Source organism: Tepidanaerobacter syntrophicus, from assembly GCF_001485475.2.
GTDB lineage: Bacteria > Bacillota > Thermosediminibacteria > Thermosediminibacterales > Tepidanaerobacteraceae > Tepidanaerobacter > Tepidanaerobacter syntrophicus.
This window is the reverse complement of the sequence record NZ_DF976995.1, coordinates 106,629-124,113: the sequence shown is the minus strand read 5'-3', so window position 1 is coordinate 124,113 and position 17,485 is coordinate 106,629. Positions and strand designations below refer to the sequence as shown.

Sequence of the window (17,485 nt, the reverse complement as noted above, 5' to 3'; positions counted from 1 at the left end):
ACAACCGGAGTTAAAAACCCCGGTTGCTTAATTCGGCTTTTACCCTTCTCAAGTACTCATTCTTTAGAATGTTTATGATGTAATCCTCAAGATTGAAATCTTTTTTGGAGCCCTTAAATTTTAGTTTTACCCAAACACCGTACTGCTCATTAAATCTTAGCAATGTAGGCACGCCATCTTCTATAATCAACCTATAAACACACCCATCTATAATTATGTCTTCCATGTAAATACCTCCAGGTACTCCTACAATATTTTTATTAGGCGCACCTGTCCAATATGCTGTATTAGCTTTCTCTGAGGCCTGTACTTTTTTCATTTTCGATTTCCTCCTTGCTCTTTTTTAGGCTAATACAGACACGTACTTAATTACGGTACAGGCCTCAAAAAGAAAACGTCCCCTCATCTTAAGGGAACGTCTATAATCAGAAACAAACTTCCTTTCTCAAAATCAAACGTACCCAACCAAAAAGCAAAGGTACTTTACTAAAAAAATAACGTGCTTTATAAAAAGCAAACGTACCACAAAATAAAAAGCCCTTCTATGAAGAGCTAACGTATCTTTTAAATTCTCAACTTGTGCAGCCAATGCTGAGAATTTCTCACCACAGAATTTCTTTTACAAAATATCCCCAGTTAATAACATGTTGTATAAAAGCCATAAAAACTATTACTTTTATCTCGTCTTTTTGACAACCGAAGAAAAAACCATGACTCACATAATTTTTAAGTCCACACCACAGCCAAAGGTCCTTCACTGAGGGAAAACATCAAAATCAAACATGTAAATATACTGCTGCTGAACTTTATCTTTTTATCTCAATCTCATTCTATGAGCGCAAACTATAAGGCCTCAAGACCTCCTTACCAGTCATGGAAAAGACCTATAAAATTTCCTTTTTAACCTGCTTTCAAGTTTATTCAAAACCAAAATAAACGTCCTTTGGACCTTGCAGGCCTTGAAAATTTTACATTTGGACCAAAAATCATACAAAGTCGAATTCAAACCTATTTTTACCCTCTAAAAGTAGCTATTGAAACTATTTTTACCCCCTACTTTTTAGAGTCGTACAATGTTTTTTAATGTTCAATTAGCAACTCAATGTAAAAACCGAACCTATTTTTACCCTTGAAAAGACACCATCAAAACTATTTTCACCACCAACCTTAACTTATGTACATTCTCTATTTTCAAGACCACTACAATATTTAACGCTTAAAGACTTTTTCTATTTAGGTACAGATACCATATTCAATCTATGTCGCCTGAGGCTCCTAGGTCAAAAGAACCTTTACATTTCAAAAACTGCCCTCATAAACCATTAACCCTTTGCTGACCTTCCTACTCCTATCCTTTTGTTTTTCGGAAAACCCCAGTTTTCCACACTTTTTTAGCTCAAAAAATCCACCTCTCGTTTTGTTTAGCCTCATCTCTAAGAAAAATATCACACACAAATTGAGAGCAAGATAAAAATTTTATAATTTTAAGTCATAAAGCATTAGATTTATGTCTCAAAGGCAAAATAAAATCCGTAAAAACTATAAGTCCTTACAGATTTTAATGCTTAGCCTTTGAAATTATGTCTATCTCGAAACTATCATTGTCTTTATCCTTTATCAAAATATCGGTAAAACTCCTAGCAATATCCTTGTTCACAATAATTGGATAAAGCTTTAAAGATATTGGAAATGCTATCATCATTTCATTTTCTATGTTTGATTTAATAATCATGACATCAGAACGATTTAAATGACCTTTTTTATTGATATATTCCTTTACCCATTTGCAGTTAGCATAAAGCTCACCTGTATCTTTCGTGACTGTTAATTTTGCTAAAACTTTACTCACATTCAACACCTCCCCCAAACTTTATCAGCCCTCACTCTTTTTTAACTAGTAACCCTTGGGTATTATAACACAAAACTTTTTCCTTGAATACGCAACAAAATAATAATTTTGTTTCGTATTTTCTCAAAAAATGCGGTAAAAATCAATAAAAACCCCTTTACTCGCAACAAAAGATGTGATAGAATTGGCAACAAAATCAAAATGGAGGTGACCAAAAATTCTTAACCAGTATATTTTCAGTTTGAAAAATTCTCCCTACTCTCAAAGTACTATTAATTTATACGCTCAAAAAATTGAGGCTTTTATCCAATGGTATGTCCAGACATATGGTCGTGATTTCGACAATAAGATTCTACCTTTGCACATACGTAATTTCAAAAGCTATCTAATGACAATTAAAAAATTAAATGCAAAAACCATTAACAATTACCTGTCAGCTATCAAATCCTACTGTAATTTTCTTATTGAAAAAGGAATTTTAATGTCTAATCCAGTTAGCGACGACTTTTTTATTAAAGTCCAGGAATCTGTTATTTCGCCTTGTAAACTTGATACTAAAAGCTTCCGCCGACTTGAGGAAGCTATTGCCCATTTTGGAATCTCAAGGGATATTGCTATTTTTTATACGTTAGCCTACACTGGAATCCGTACCTCGGAACTTGTAAACTTGAGACTTAATGATATTATCAAAGACACTCTAATCATCCGATTCGGCAAAGGCCACAAGCAAAGAGCTATTCCACTAAATAACACCGTTAAAGAAGCTTTAAATAACTGGCTCTCTACCAGACCAAGATACAAATACAGCGATTTAGACTATCTGTTTATAGGCGAGCGAGGAAAATTAAATAGGTCTACCGTATTTAAGATGATAAAACACTACTGCCACTTGGCTAAAATCGAACCTGTGAGCCCACACCAATTACGTCATTATTTTTGTAAAAACGCTCTAGAGAAAGGCTTTAACATAGTTGAAGTGGCTGCCCTTGCTGGTCATTCCAGAATAACCACGACTCAAATTTATATAAAAACCTCATTGCAAGAATTGAAGGCAAAAATGGAACTGCTTTAACTATTTTCTTACGTTAAAAATATTTTAACTTGGATTCTTTAATTGACCTGTTTCAGAAAAGAATAGTCAGTAATGCTGAAAACTATACCCAATGTACTAGTTGAAAAAATGCTAATGTACAGCCAAAAATCGTTAACGTAGAACTCAAAATTTTTTCTTAAAAATTTCACTTAAAAATTCACAAACGCTTATCAATAGAAAAACCACCACGCCCTTTAGACGTGGTGGTTTTTCTATCTGATAACTGTATTTCATACATTTTTTAACGACAGTTAGTATTTTTGGTCCATGACGTTCGCATTTGGTATATAAAACTTACGACTTACAAACATGTAATCCATATTCGGCAGTATCACGTCTCTACCATTAAACGTCCCGACATATCCGTTCGGTTTGTTTGCCCTGATATAAGACTTCTCGTTAACCTTGAATTGGCTCAGGTAATACCGTGTAAATATATCACCCATACTTGCTGAAGGTGGTGTCAATTTCGGGTCAAGTGCTACGCTCCTTACCTTCGGTGACCCAAAGCCTATTGTGAATACCCGGTCTACTCTCATAACGTAGATACCATCCCATGCCTCGTTGTACCAGCCTGGCCCATTTGAAACTGATGGGTCATTGCCTTTATTCCTGTCTAACGCAAGAACGAAATTGGTTATTATTTTGGTTCTTTCATCTAAACCTTTAGCTTCTGCGTTTGTCAATGCGCCAACTCCTTCAGTCTTGCTCAATTTATCTAATGTCGTCCAGCTACTTCCATTAGTGCTTTTCTCTATATAAACATTACCGTTAACATCCGCCCTAACTCTGTAATACGTAACCGCCTTATCCTCATCCAGCACATCTAAATCGGCTTCATTGGCATAATTACTGTTTTGAGGTGTTCCACGTTTCAGCCAGTACTTGTCATAACTTGAAGTGGTGTTCCCGTAAACATTTTGTCCGCCTTTTGCTAATATCTCTACTCCTCCGAAAGCGTTATCTGCTTTCGGATTGTTACTTACGTATTGAACTACATCCAATGTATCTAACGTGTTCTTCACTTGAGCCGCAAAGTCATTGTCTGCCTTTAATGCTCTGTCATAACTAAACTCCCGTCCTTCTACCAAATATTGCCTTAAGTCATCGGGCACGTATACCTGCCATGTTCTAATGCCAACTTTAGTTGGGCTATTGCCTGTTGTTAAGCTATATAAGGCTCCACCGGGTAAAACGCTGTTTTTACCAAATGCCTCGACAGCTCTTACATAAGTTGACCACTGATTGGAATTGATTATTAAACTCGTTGAAGGATTTGGGTTATACCAACCTACCTCAACGTAATCGTTAACTTTTATGGCTGATACATGCTGTGCTAGCACGTTTACTCCCATTGTAGTATAACCTGCATTGTCTCCGGACTCATTGAAGATGTCATATCCCATCTGTACATACGGATAGAATTTAATCATTGTGCTATGAGGTATCGCGAACCCAGCTGCCTTGTTGAAGGTTACACCACGTGCAGTAAACCCACCTGTGCTGTCTGCAGGTACAGCGTTACCTGTATTCGGACTTCCTATGAATGACTGAACGCCTATGGTTGCCTTATATGCTGCTTTATTCCTTATACTATGTGTCTGTGTTTTACTGTTTCCACACTGCAAGCATGCAAATGTTGTGCTGTAATCCCCATTGCTTGACTTATCCAACACCAAAGGATTTGAGTCCGATGTTAAGCTGTCTTGATACCCGCCGGCTGAGTTCCTATCATTCTGAGGCACGTGCCCTCGCTTTAATCCTAAAGCTAATAATGGATGATTTGCAGGCTCTTTATAGGATGCTAGTGTAGGCATGTCCTTTCCACGCCACACCATGAAATATAGGTTTGGCGTTACGGTATCTGAACCTCCAGACCATTTAGCCGTGCCTGCTTTAATGTTTGTGCCGTTAAACCTTGTGGTGAACCTGTCCCCTTTTATCGCTACTGCCAAATTGTTCAAGTTATTGCTATGCTCTATAATGTATTTATATATGTTATCTATAGGTTTACTGCGCTCAACATAGTATACATTTCCATCAGCGTCTATATGCATATGCTCGCCCGCCGTTGGGTAAGTGAATTTCAGGTTAGGTAAGGGTCCCAACTGAGATAGGTTGAACACCTTCGTTATACGCTTCTCCGATAAAACTAAATCGCCTTTTATGTCTTGTTCGGAGCCGCCAATTTGACCTCCTGGCTGGTCTACGTCATTATCTCCTAAAGTATATCTCACAAACACTGTATGACTCGCTAAATACGTAATCTCAGGTGTTTCCTTTGGGCCTCCTGCTTGGACTTTTCCAGGTAAATTTGATGCGTCTTTCCAGGTGATATTGTTACTTATAGGCTCTGGTGGATTTTTTACAAGGACCCATTCCTTCATTGTGGCCCCTTCATAAGGCTTTATTAAAATTTTATTGTCTTTTAATTCTGCATCACTTATATTTACATCTACTATATTGCCTTCTTCATCTTCTACTATGTCGACCTGCTTAAACTTAAAAACTGGAAGTTCTTCACCTGTGTGTAAATTGATATATTTGGTTCTTGTCACAAAATCATCAATATAAGGATAAAAGGCACCATCTACGACAAATCCATATGCTATCATGTCCTGCATTGCAAGAGTAACGTCTTTGAATATATCCTCATGAACTGCATACATACTTCCCAATGCTGGCCCTTCATTACCTTCACTGTCGGTCTTATAAAACTGTACTAAACCTATCCTTAAAAGCCAATCTGCCTTGTCTACGACGTCTTTACCAGAAAGATTGTCAAAAAATTGACGTGAAAAGGTATAAGACGTTACATAAGGTTTTCCAAAGTCATATCCTGGTGTTTCTTTGATTAACTCGCGCATCCTTCTATTTTCTTCTAAACGTAAAGTATTGTTATCGTAATAGCTGGATGTGATTATACTTTCATCTTTTACGTTTGGTTCTTTTAATAACGCCATAATATAGCCGACTGTTCGGTAATAATAATGATTGGGTAGTTTATCTTGATAGGTGGATTGTTCGCAAAGTGTTAATCGTGTTAATCTACCGTTCTCATCTCTCCTAATTACAGGTCTATCCTCATCATTAATAGGTCTTTGCCCACGACAATTAACTGTTATTTCTCCCACATTAAATGGAAATAGCGGCTTGTTAGCCGCATAAACGTATTTTACTGGTAAAATGGAAAATACAAATGCTACCATCACTGCCAATGCAATGATTTTATTTTTCATACCTATAAACCCCCTCTTTTGGCCATATCATATCGTAACCGTAAGGGTCGTACTTATTATCAAAGATATTGTCGTCCTCAAATAAGCCTTCACCTACGTCTGGCTTTCCATTGGTTCCATAACCGACATCTACCCTCCATAACTGCTTACCGTCAACTATCACTCTGTAATAATACGTATAATTAGACGCATCTCCAAAGCATAACTCCTTACAAGTTACAACCGTCTTACCAGGAAAAGCCCGCTTAATAGCTCCAATCCAATCGCTATTTTCCTTATCTCCAGGAGGATTACCCCACTCAAAGAAATCATTGTCCCCTATCTTATGAGGCACCCCGCTATAATCAGCTGTCGGTATACTCTTTATCTTCTCGATAATTTCAGGCGTCAATTGACTCTCGCTAACTATACCTCCCTTTTTGCCGAGCTCTTCCCAAGTCAAATTGGCCTTGGCTATAAGCTCTTCCTGCTGTCTTAATGCGGCTCTTTCCTGTTTGTAGGCTTCTTTATCCTCTTTATAAGCCTTAATCCTTAAAGCCATTGTTGCCAGCTGTGCACGATTAACGGTTTGACCATATCCAAATAAACGCTCTCCTTGTTTGCTACGCCCTATACCTTCAATCAGGTACTCCTTAAACGCTGTATTTACATATGCTCTGTCCTCTACACTTACATTTTTCCCGACATCAGCAAAGATGACCTCACCATCATTAACAGGCTGTAAACCTAAAGCCCTGCAAACGAACTTCGCCATATCTTCTCTCGGTATTCCCGCATCAATATTAAGGATTTCGAACCCCTGAATAATGCCTAAGTCCTTAGCCGCTTCGATATTTTGCGATGCCCAATGCTTGCCTTTTTCGTATTTACTTACATCCACATGTAACACTCTCACCAAAATAGTGATGAATTCTGCATAAGTGATTGTCTTATTTGGAGCATAGAGGTTATTTCCAACACCGGCAATAAGACCCAATTCACGCGCTTTCATTACATCGTAATAAAACCAATCGTTTAGGTGGACATCGTTGAAATTGTAGTCTACCTCTTTCGCTTTAGCTTCCGCTAATTTTGCATAATACTTCTCATCATATTTAGCTTGTTGTTCCAATCCTTTCTTCATCGCTTCTTCAAGGACTCCACCCACTTGACTTACAACAACTATTTTGCTATCTGCTACTTGCGAAACGTTCTTTACATCCGCTGCAAATGCCATATTGACCTGCATTAAAAGCATAATTGCTGTTAAAAACGGTATAACAATTTTCTTAAAAGTTAAAAACTTTTTATCCATAGTAAACTCCTCCTTTGATTGTTCTAAATTCATGTTCTCTAAATCATCCGTGGGCGATAATTCCAATCTTTCCTGTTCGCCTCTTGGAATGCTTCTTCAAAATCTTTCCCGAAATCTATAGGCATGACTTCATATCGTGGTATGGGAGTATATACCACGCCTATTTTAGGATAAGCATAAATTGCCCTCATCACTTCATTTACGAACAAATCTTTATTTCCTTTAGCAGACATGACTATGTTATACGCTATAAAAGCATTTAACGCCATCCACGGTTCAAATAATCCATATTTTTCTAGTATTTGTTTTGTAACTTCATGGCATCTTTGTTCATCTAACGTACAAAGCTCTAAATTATCTGGTCTATTATCATCTTTGCACCAATTTTTATGATTGACAACCAATCCCAAATTATTGTCGTCGTCATAAAACCCTAACGCCACAGCAGCTATATATTGTTCCGGAATCTCGCCATCCCCAAATATAAAGGGCTTTATTTTTTCTTTGTTGTGATTTTCTGGACCTATAATACAAATACGTGGCGCAACCTCTTCCCAACCAAAAGGAGCATCTCCGTCCATTAAATACCTTCTTTTGTGACTAAATTGTATTAAACCATTATTTAAGTCATACACATAACCTAATTGGTCTCTCCTATCTTTTAAATAAGACTCTTTCGAAAAATCTTTCACGTCCCTTATTACAATAAAATCGCCCGCAAGAGCACCCCCACCTCCAATACCACATCTTATTATACGGTCCACATAATACCTTTTGACGCTTCTTAATTTCACCACACGTCTCATTATAGCCTCTAAGCTTCTCTTATTCATAGTAAACCCCTCCTTGCTTAAGGTATTAAAACATATTCTTTATTAAATTTTAACGCATATTCATGCGCTTTGGAGCCCGCCTTACATTTAATCAAAACGTCACCTATTCCGTCTATCTCCGTATCCATACCTTCAAAAATAACCTCCTTGACACCAAGTCCTTCTCTAGTATTAGTCCCAAAAGACCCTTGTACTAACTTTACTGACTCTGGCACGACCACTGTGTGTAGATTCCTACAATAATCAAATGCATTTATCAATCTCTCAACTGTATCCGGTATTACAACCGACTTAACATATTCAGCACAACTAAACGCACCATGTAACTCAGTCACAGGCCAGCCAAAAATGTGTGATGGAATTACAACATGTTCTCTATCTGGAGTTCCCGTATAATCGTAAATTTCTACTTTATCATATTTGAAGCTAACCCAAAAACCATACCAGTCGCTAGCACCATTAAAAGTTGTACCATATTTTTCATAACCCCCTGTTAAAGTTCCTGTTTTCCCGTTTACTATTGCTGTGGAACTGCAACCTTCAATGCTTGGTCCTGGAATACCATGTCCTACTATCTCACTAGTATAATCGTTACCAGTTATTACTCCATCGGTATGGCAATTTCTTATAATTCCTATATCCGTCCCCACAATTCCCCCTACGCATGTATCGCCTTTTATATTACCAATGACCTTTACATTTTCTATATATCCTGAAGCGTTTTTACCAACAAGCCCTCCTACCGAATGTCTTCCTACTATATCAACGTTTTCTAAAATTAAATTTTTAATTACTGCAGGCCCATTGCGATTTCCTATACATGCAAACAAACCTACCATATCTTCGTCAGGTTTGTTAATTCTCAAGTTCTTTATTTTATGTCCATTACCGTCAAATACACCGTAAAATGGCTCATGCTCACCTGTCTCTTCATTGTAATAATCGATTGGCTCCCAGTCATATCCTGATAAGTCTATGTCGTTCATTAAGATGTACTGCCCATAAGGATTATTCCTGATGCTGTTTAAATCTTCTACACTGTAGATTGGAGTAAATCCTTCAGGCACGACAGGATTATCCCTAATGCTGTTCAAATCTTCTACCGTGTATATTGGAGTAAATCCTTCAGGTACAACTCCACTTCCCATAGCCACTCCATTTGTGGGAACTGTTGAAAACACAAATGCTAAAACGACCAATAAACTTACAAGTAAAGTTACCTTCCTGCTCATACAAATCCACTCCTTTACGTTAATATTTAGAAATATCCGTGACTTCTCAAATAATTGTCGACCATCCTTAACAAAGTTAAGGTATCTCCTTTTGACTCAAGTATTGCTTGCCTTGCAAACTTCGCCTCGAAAGCCAATCCATCCCTCCAAACGCCGTGTTTTATGAGAGTTCTTCTCAGTTCTTCATGGTATCTGTTTTCTCTTGGTGTGCATAATTCCAGATTATGAGGTCGATTATCTAGCTTATTGTAATTTTTATGATTTACTACAAGACCCAAATTATTGTCATCATCGAATAATCCTAGAGCTACACAAGCTACATGATGACTCAAAACTTTCATATTTATGCCTGGAACACTTCTCCTAAAGTAACCTTTTTCAATATGCTCACTATTATCATTCCTTATCTTCCAACCCCAAGTCCTATTATAGATAACTGTTGGAACCCTACCTGTTATAAAATCGTAATATATCCTGGTGTCTCCATTGCCAATGATGACACCATTTCCTACTATCGTCCGTTCCAAACTTCGTAAGTATTTTATCTTCTCTATGAATGCCTCTTTTATACTACTCATAGTCACTCTCCTTATTCCACTGTATTTCCATTGATATACATTGTCAAATCGTTCGCATACTCATATATTCCCATCTTCTCTAGGCGGTACTTAACTCCAGCAGCGGATAAACCCAACCTTGATGCAATCCTATAAGTACTGTAGCCAAGAAAATATAATAGTCCTATTTCGTAATCGCTTACGTCCCTCCTAACATTTGACGACGTCTCATCAACACTAAGCTTGCCTGGCTCAATTCCAAGCTCTTTTAAAGCTTCTTGGGCAACTTGAATTGCCACCTCACGCTGTTTTTCTTTAATTTTCCTTAACACTTCGGTTCTGGTCATGAAAATCATCCTCCCTTTAATTCCTTTTTCTATACTTTATTTACAAACAAGTAGTTTTTCAGGTACAAAAAATAAAAAATTTATGCCTCCCTCAATTTCTTAGAGAGAGGCATATACTTTTTATATGCACCTTATAAACTAATTTAAGCTATAACTAAGTACTACCTGTATCGAACACGATTTAGCCATTGGAAATGCCAAACCGTGTTTTACGTCAACCGGTAATGACTTGGTCTCTTTACCTTTCAAAGTTACCAAAAATAAGTTATCCGCATTTGCAAGGTCTTTACCGCCTAGTAATAATGCTAGCTTCCGCTCGGTTTCAAACTTACTTAAACGCTTCCAACCATCTACCGTGTATGAATCACTTGGAATTATTTGCATATCCTGACTCTCAACGGATTTCACATAAACATTAACTGATGCATTACCATTATTTGTTAAGACCAAGTCCTCAGTTACAAGAGGACGCTCTTTATTATTAGGGTCTATGCTGAACGATACCACCAAAGGTGCGGTAATTGTTATCGTACTGGCTCCTACCTCACCTATTATTTGAATATTACTCCCATCTCCTGTGTCTTCTTCCCCACCGGACTGTCCTCCACCGTAAACTTCGAATGTCCTACCATATTTAATGGCATAGTCCTTAGCAGTTGAGGGGTCATAGCCCACAATCTTTGCTTGTTCTGGGAAAGTCTCGGCACAATCACCAATGTAAGCATTTGGATTTAGTATGATGACTTCGGTTAAACTTTCACATGCGTTAAATGCATAGTCCTTAATCGTGACCACGCTGCTCGGTATCGTTATGCTAGTTAAATTTCGACAATAATCAAATGCACCAAAGTCTATAATCTCCAACGTACTCGGTAAATTGATGGTGGTTGCTCTACACCCAACAAAAGCATAGGTATCTATCTTAGTTACGGGATAACCTTCTATGGATTCAGGAATATTTACCACACTATCGTCAGAGTCAATATAGCCTGTAATGGTAACTTCACCATTCTCAATCGTGTAAGTGAAGTTTAGAGGTGGTTGACTTGGAGGTTGGTCTATAGCTATAAATGTCCTTCCATAAGTATTAGCATATTGTTCCGCTGTAGACCCTGTATAACCCTTGATTACTGCTCCTGCAGGAATGGTATCTGGACTATTACCAATGTTTGTATACGCATTTTCAAATGTAATGCTTGTCAACCCTGTGCATCCTTTAAATACATCGTACCCGATAGTTGTAACGCTGCTCGGTATTACTATTTCCGTTAAGCTGGTACACCCCTCGAATGCGTTACTGCCTATATAAGTAACGTTATTCGGGATATTTACACCTGTTAAACTGCTACACCCACGGAAAGCACTGCCATGGATAGTTGTGACTGAACTCGGAATATACACGCTTTGTAAAGATGTACAACCTTCAAACAAGCTCGAACTAATAACTGTGAGTCCCTCAGGGAGGCTTACGCTTTTAAGACTATAGCACTCGTCGAAGGCATTATACCCAATCTCCCTGACTGTATTAGGTATCACAATACTCTCCATATAATAAAGCATGTTGAAAGCAAAATCCCCTATACGTTCTACTCCTTCAGGAATAACAATGCTCTTTATTTCTCCTTGATGCATTAGTCCAATCATTGCAATTTCTTTTACAGGGTATCCACCTAACGTTGAAGGTATCACTACTTCACCGCCAGGTCCGAAATATATCGTTATTATTGCTTCTCCATTCTCCACTCGGTATTGCCAATCACCCTCAATCAAATCTTCACCACTTGGAGGTTCTTCACCGCTTGGCGGTTCTTCCCCACCTGGCGGTTCTTCCCCACCTGAACTGCTCCCGTAAACTCTGAATGTTCTACCAAATTGCACAGCATATTCCTTTGCTGTTGATGGGTCATAGCCGACTATAACTGCTTGCGAAGGGAATGTAGATGAATCATTATAAATCGTAGTATTAGGATTTAAAACGGTAATTTCTGTTAGATTGTTACATGTTGCAAAAGCCCCAGAACCTATATAACTGACTGTACTTGGTATGACTACTGACACTAATGAAGTACAATCCTTAAATGCCCGAGCGCCTATCTCCTCTAAACCTTCAGGTAGCGTTATATTTTGCAAATTACTGCAACCCTCAAAAGCCGAAGACCCAATACTTCTTATTGCGCTTGATAAGCTTACTGTTTGCAACGAGGTACAATCTTCAAATGCACCACCTGATATCTCTACTACACCTGGAAGGTTTATATTAGTTAGACTAACACAACCTTGAAATGCCCAGCCCCCAATATATTCAACAGAACTTGGTATTACTACATTCTCCAAATTTGTCCAACCGCCAAAAGGTGTCGAACTAGATCCTGGTCGTCCTATCTCCTTAATACCTTCAGAAATAATTACAGTCTTTACATTTTCCTTCCATGAGTCAAACCACCTAAACCACAGTATACCTCTAACTGGAATGCCGTCGATTTCAGAAGGTACTATAAATGTCTCACCTGCCATACCCATATATCCTGTAATATATGCTTCACCATTTACAACCTCGTATTCCCAATTCCCATCAACTGAAATCTCCGCATAAACCCTGTCTACATTAACTGTCATTGAACCAATTACTAACGCCAAAACAAGCAAAACCGATAAAGCCTTTCTTTTCATGCTCTTTTCCTCCTTTACTCGGAAACTAATTTGATGATTAACTCACGTGCTCCAACCGGATTATTGTTTTCATCCAAGACATTCAACATAACTGAAGCCCTGTAAACTCCAGGCTTTAAGGGTTCCTCCAACTTAAAGCTGTCCATCCTCTTTCCAGGCGGTATTAGCGGCGACCTATAGTATTCCTTTCCATCAACGCTAACCGTGAAATAAAACGGAAATTTGTTTTGTGGCACGTTCGAAATATTATAACTTACGTCTAAACCATTCTTTACATAGCCTGCCGCATCTGCCGATGAGGTAAACATGGTTGCATCCATCTTCTGCTTGGCTAAGCGCTCCCTGTCCTCAACAGGCATGTGGGGTATATACCCATCTTTTAACTCTCCTTCCCCAAAAACCGGAGCTTGCGGCACCTGCTCTTGAACGTTTTTATGCTTATAAAGCATATAGCCCGCTATGCCTACGGCCAAAATCAACAGTAAAACTACAATAAACCTAATTTTCTTGTCTTTCATTGATTACCCTCCTCTCTTAAGTTAGGGGGCTTGGCACCCCTTAAAGGATGCTAAGCCTCACCCTATTAGTAGAGTTCACAAGACAGTATCAACTCAAATGTTGTTACAAAAGCCTTAGAGAACGCTAAACCATGCTTGGCGATTAAGTGAAACTCCTTACTTTCGTTACCGATAAACTGAGTCCCTTCAGCGTTATCTACAGAGTTTTCTTCTGCAGGTGACCAGATGTCCTTCGTCCCATCGTTTATACCTAATGCTATTTTAGTTTCGGACTCTGCACTGCTAAGGTCTGACCAGTTTTGATATTCATCAGGAGCTACTACCGTCATAGTGCCTGTTTGAGTTTTTCTTATACGATTCATCTTCACAATTACTGGAGCATTGGAGTTATTAATGACTGTAAAAGGAGCTGACACGAACCTTTGGCTCTCTTCTGCGTTAGGGTCAATGCTAAAACTAACCGTTAAAGGAGCTGAAATGGTAACTGTCGCAGGATTTATCGTTCCTTCAATGGTTACAGTTGCTCCATCGGTACTTTCTGCACTTGCTACAGACGGCAAACCTGCAAGGGCTAAGGTCAAAACCAAAATGAGGGATAAAAATCTCCTACGCATAAACATATCTCCTTTCCTTGTAGTATTTGTAAGGTTGAGATAACCCATAAAAACACCTCCTTCCCCCTTAAATTTTCTACTTTATACTTTTTAACAAGTAGATTTCTCGGTAGATAAACCAAAAATTTTATGCTTACCTGCAAATCCCTTAAAGCTTTCCTGTTAAACCTTACGCTTATTTGAAGTCTCCGAAATACTTTGGCACGCCTTCAAACAAAAAGAAAAGGACTGCAAATTTAATTTGCAGTCCCCAATGAGGGAAGGTGTAAAATGGACAAAAGCCTATTGGCTTGAAGCGTGCAAATTTTAGACCCGCCAAAACCTCTAACAATCATCAAATAAACCCTCTTTAAACTACTTTCCACAACCACTACCGCCTCCTAATAAAACCTTCTGAAACTTGCAAAAATCCCTTTTACAGCCTCTTTTCGAACCACCCTAATAGAATAACCCTTAACCCCATAAAAACCCTCTTGAAACCCAAATTTGACCTCCCAGATGTTTCCAGAAAACCTGTGAACCTAATGACCTTGCAATGCCCTTTCTATGCTCTCCGCACCATAAACTATCTTCTTCAGTGCTTTCAAGGCGTCTTGTTTATCCAAACTGCTTAATGCACTTATAAACGCTATAAACACCTCATCTTGCCTCACCTTCTTCTCCAATGCCCTAAATTCCGAGACGTATTTAATCCCCAATAACAGCTCAACCAATCCCCTATAAGTCTCATCGTCATCGCATAAAAACCTCAAGTAAACTAGTAATGGTATGTCTACACCGTACTTATACCTCAAACATTCTGCACTTCTAACCTCGTCCTCTATATCTATGTAATCTGGCATTTTCCCATCATCTGGCATCAGATCGATAGCTGATAATTCCTCATCATCACACACCGTGTCGTAAACCAACTGGCTAACGTATTTATAATAAGATGATACCGCCCTTTTCACAATGTTCTTAAGGCAAACCACAACATAACTTTCCAGATTCCCTCTTCCACGAGTGGCATCAAAATCTTTGGTACTTGCAAGATATAATAAAAGCTCCTGATAAACCTCTAAAGCCTCTATTCTGCCAGCTAATCCGTATTTCATAAGCTCTTTGTTTATCAATGCTAACAACTTGGGCTTATTTTCGAATGCAAAGCTTATTGTTAGTTTATCCCAGCCATAAGAGGAGTCATCTCCTTCAAATATAATAGGTTTTATCACACCTTCACCTCTCTTCTTCCGAATGCTTTTTCAGGTATCTCTCAACTCTTTGACGCAATTCCTTTTTCGAAATCCTCAAGAAATCTATTTCGTCTGCCATCCGCTCGTAAACGTCTTCATCGGCATTGATAAGACCTAGTTCCTTTTGTAAATTGTATTTTCGATAGCTTTCATAAGCCATCGCATCTATCATATCTTGGACCTCTTCCTCGGTCACGTTATAAAACTTTGTTATGCGGCTTATAGGCCATCTTTCTCTCAATGCTCTCCTGGCTACAAGTCCTGTAAACAGCCCCAAATGCCTTAGGATTAATTCGATGTTCGCTTCTAAATCATCACTTCTTTTAAGCTCTTCAATGTATGCTTTATCTCTTTCCTCATCTGTCAGCTCACGCGGCTTTCCAATTTCAATAAAGACTGCTTCACCTGCTTTCTTTCTTGGCATGAGCCATCCTCCTTCCATTTAAACTCTTTACTCACATTTATTTTGATTACAAGTAGCTATGCTGGTTCATTGCAACAAAAATAATGGATAATCACACTTAAATCTAAAGTTTATTAAATCTCATTTATCACACTATTCTTCTAAACCTCTGTAAACTTAAATCTTGTAAAGCTGGATATACTACTTGCTTGGTTATTCTGCATAAACTTAAAAGCCTGTGATATAGCGATACTATAAAAACACAAAACCAGCAAATTTAAAGATAGTCGTCCTTGTAAATCTAAAGATAGTCGTCCTCACAAACCAAACGACTCAAAGCCAGCCTAAAAGCAGGTGAAATCCCACCTAACTGTGATTCCAAGTCTTTAAATCTGGTAAAACAGGCAGAACTGATAAATCTCAAAACTGGCAGAGCCCTCAAAACCGCCAAATCGTCAGATGGCACTTGACTGATGATGCCTCCCTACTGCCCTGCCGCCCATGCTGCGAAACTGGGTGAGCCTGAGAAAGCAGGGCTCGGTGGAGCTGTGCCAAAATTTTCCATATTACCAATTTATTCAAATAGAGAGCTTCGGCTAAACTGCTAAACTTCAAAGTCCACCTAAATGGCTACACCTAAACAACCTGCCCGCTATGCCCACCTGCTATGCCTGCTATGCCCGCCTGCTATGCCTGCCAAGTGCCCTATACTGCTCAACCACGCCTAACCTTCCTGCCACGCCCAGCTTCCCATTGGCTTAAAAGGTTACTTGTGTTTTCTGAAATTCTTTAAGGCGCCTCCAGATGGTCGTTTTACAAACTCCTAATGTATTTGCTATTTCGTCTAAAGTTAACCCCTTCTTTTTTAACTCCAGTATTTTTTCTATTGTTACATTCTTTTTATAAGCAATTTTAATTCCCGCTTTGAGCCTTGCTCGTTGTAAATAATTCCTATTGTAATGACTTATTACTTCTTCCAGATGCTTTTTTTCTGCCTCCAGACGTTGTTTTTCCTCCCTTAAACTTGCATTTTCCTTTATCAACTCGTTCGTTACATACCACAAAAAACCTGTAACTTTCATTGGGTCTTTTATCTGTTTATAAATGGTACTTCCAACACATTCCATATATTTGGTCAAGTAGCTTTCGTTTATACTTGACTCAAGATAATTTATTAAAACTTCATTAATGTTAGTGTTAAAATTCATTTGTCAAACCTCCTTTTTCTTTACTTACTTTACATTCATATAACGCCTATTTTCAGGTTTAAAATTATTGTTATTTGATGAAATTAAAAGACGTAAAAATTTGTATAATGTGAGGTCATGCAAACGCCTTGCACTCGAATGAGATTCGATACGATAGGACATAATCTCTCATCGGTTATTGCCGCTTTTGTATCTGGTGGTCTGCTTTGGTCATGGTTCTAACACTCTACTCAAAAAGCTTATTAAAATTGACCTCATGAGTTCGAAAATTTTTTAATCGTTACGAGTTTAAAATTGTAGTCTCCATTTTTCATATAAAAGTGGGAAAGACTTGGTATTCAGAGTTTCATTTTGTAGTGCCTTTTTTAAGACTAAATGTTATAAAATTGACCT

Annotated in this window: 15 protein-coding genes and 1 pseudogene; 2 read left to right on the top strand and 14 right to left on the bottom strand. The window is 38.2% G+C overall.

Going from position 1 to position 17,485, the window contains the following annotated elements; genetic code table 11:
• Positions 1-10: 10 nt before the first annotated feature.
• Both TSYNT_RS00650 and TSYNT_RS00645 read right to left on the bottom strand, forming a co-directional pair.
• On the bottom strand, positions 11-319 hold the full coding sequence (locus TSYNT_RS00650) for a hypothetical protein (protein WP_059031255.1): 309 nt from the start codon (positions 317-319) through the stop codon (positions 11-13).
• Positions 320-1,558: 1,239 nt separating this feature from the next.
• A complete protein-coding gene (locus tag TSYNT_RS00645) occupies positions 1,559-1,849 on the bottom strand; it encodes a hypothetical protein (protein WP_059031253.1) in 291 nt (96 codons plus the stop codon).
• Between the two features lie 217 nt (positions 1,850-2,066).
• Here TSYNT_RS00645 and TSYNT_RS12090 point away from each other — a divergent pair.
• Positions 2,067-2,312, top strand: a pseudogene (locus TSYNT_RS12090) (site-specific integrase); the annotation flags it as partial.
• 18 nt (positions 2,313-2,330) lie between these two features.
• Entirely contained in the window at positions 2,331-2,921 is a 591-nt protein-coding gene (locus tag TSYNT_RS00640) for a tyrosine-type recombinase/integrase (RefSeq protein ID WP_238142603.1), read from the top strand.
• Between the two features lie 272 nt (positions 2,922-3,193).
• Here the strand turns inward: TSYNT_RS00640 and TSYNT_RS00635 are convergent, their stop codons facing one another.
• The 12 genes from TSYNT_RS00635 to TSYNT_RS00580 all read right to left on the bottom strand — a co-directional run bounded on the left by TSYNT_RS00635 (position 3,194) and on the right by TSYNT_RS00580 (position 17,092).
• Complete coding sequence (locus tag TSYNT_RS00635; protein WP_059031249.1) at positions 3,194-6,181, bottom strand: hypothetical protein; 2,988 nt, start codon at positions 6,179-6,181, stop codon at positions 3,194-3,196.
• Complete coding sequence (locus TSYNT_RS00630) at positions 6,171-7,475, bottom strand: S-layer homology domain-containing protein (RefSeq protein WP_059031247.1); 1,305 nt, start codon at positions 7,473-7,475, stop codon at positions 6,171-6,173. Before TSYNT_RS00630 ends, TSYNT_RS00635 begins: the two co-directional genes overlap by 11 nt.
• 38 nt (positions 7,476-7,513) lie before the next feature.
• Entirely contained in the window at positions 7,514-8,308 is a 795-nt protein-coding gene (locus tag TSYNT_RS00625; RefSeq protein ID WP_059031245.1) for an HNH endonuclease family protein, read from the bottom strand.
• A gap of 17 nt (positions 8,309-8,325) precedes the next feature.
• Positions 8,326-9,540 carry a M26 family metallopeptidase gene (locus TSYNT_RS00620; RefSeq protein WP_059031243.1) on the bottom strand — a complete coding sequence of 405 codons (1,215 nt, stop codon included), beginning with the start codon at positions 9,538-9,540 and terminating at the stop codon, positions 8,326-8,328.
• Between the two features lie 26 nt (positions 9,541-9,566).
• Positions 9,567-10,118 carry an HNH endonuclease gene (locus TSYNT_RS00615; protein WP_059031242.1) on the bottom strand — a complete coding sequence of 184 codons (552 nt, stop codon included), beginning with the start codon at positions 10,116-10,118 and terminating at the stop codon, positions 9,567-9,569.
• A gap of 11 nt (positions 10,119-10,129) precedes the next feature.
• Positions 10,130-10,444 carry a hypothetical protein gene (locus TSYNT_RS00610; protein WP_059031241.1) on the bottom strand — a complete coding sequence of 105 codons (315 nt, stop codon included), beginning with the start codon at positions 10,442-10,444 and terminating at the stop codon, positions 10,130-10,132.
• A 138-nt stretch (positions 10,445-10,582) separates the two neighbouring features.
• Positions 10,583-13,114, bottom strand: a complete 2,532-nt coding sequence (locus tag TSYNT_RS00605) for a leucine-rich repeat domain-containing protein (RefSeq protein WP_059031239.1) — start codon at positions 13,112-13,114, stop codon at positions 10,583-10,585.
• Positions 13,115-13,128: 14 nt separating this feature from the next.
• Entirely contained in the window at positions 13,129-13,632 is a 504-nt protein-coding gene (locus TSYNT_RS00600) for a hypothetical protein (protein ID WP_059031237.1), read from the bottom strand.
• Between the two features lie 65 nt (positions 13,633-13,697).
• A complete protein-coding gene (locus TSYNT_RS00595; RefSeq protein ID WP_059031235.1) occupies positions 13,698-14,294 on the bottom strand; it encodes a hypothetical protein in 597 nt (198 codons plus the stop codon).
• 473 nt (positions 14,295-14,767) lie between these two features.
• Positions 14,768-15,460, bottom strand: a complete 693-nt coding sequence (locus TSYNT_RS00590) for a hypothetical protein (protein WP_059031233.1) — start codon at positions 15,458-15,460, stop codon at positions 14,768-14,770.
• Between the two features lie 4 nt (positions 15,461-15,464).
• Positions 15,465-15,905 (bottom strand): hypothetical protein, encoded by a 441-nt coding sequence (locus TSYNT_RS00585; RefSeq protein WP_059031231.1) that lies wholly within the window; start codon positions 15,903-15,905, stop codon positions 15,465-15,467.
• Between the two features lie 737 nt (positions 15,906-16,642).
• On the bottom strand, positions 16,643-17,092 hold the full coding sequence (locus TSYNT_RS00580) for a helix-turn-helix domain-containing protein (RefSeq protein ID WP_059031229.1): 450 nt from the start codon (positions 17,090-17,092) through the stop codon (positions 16,643-16,645).
• Between the last annotated feature and the right edge of the window lie 393 nt (positions 17,093-17,485).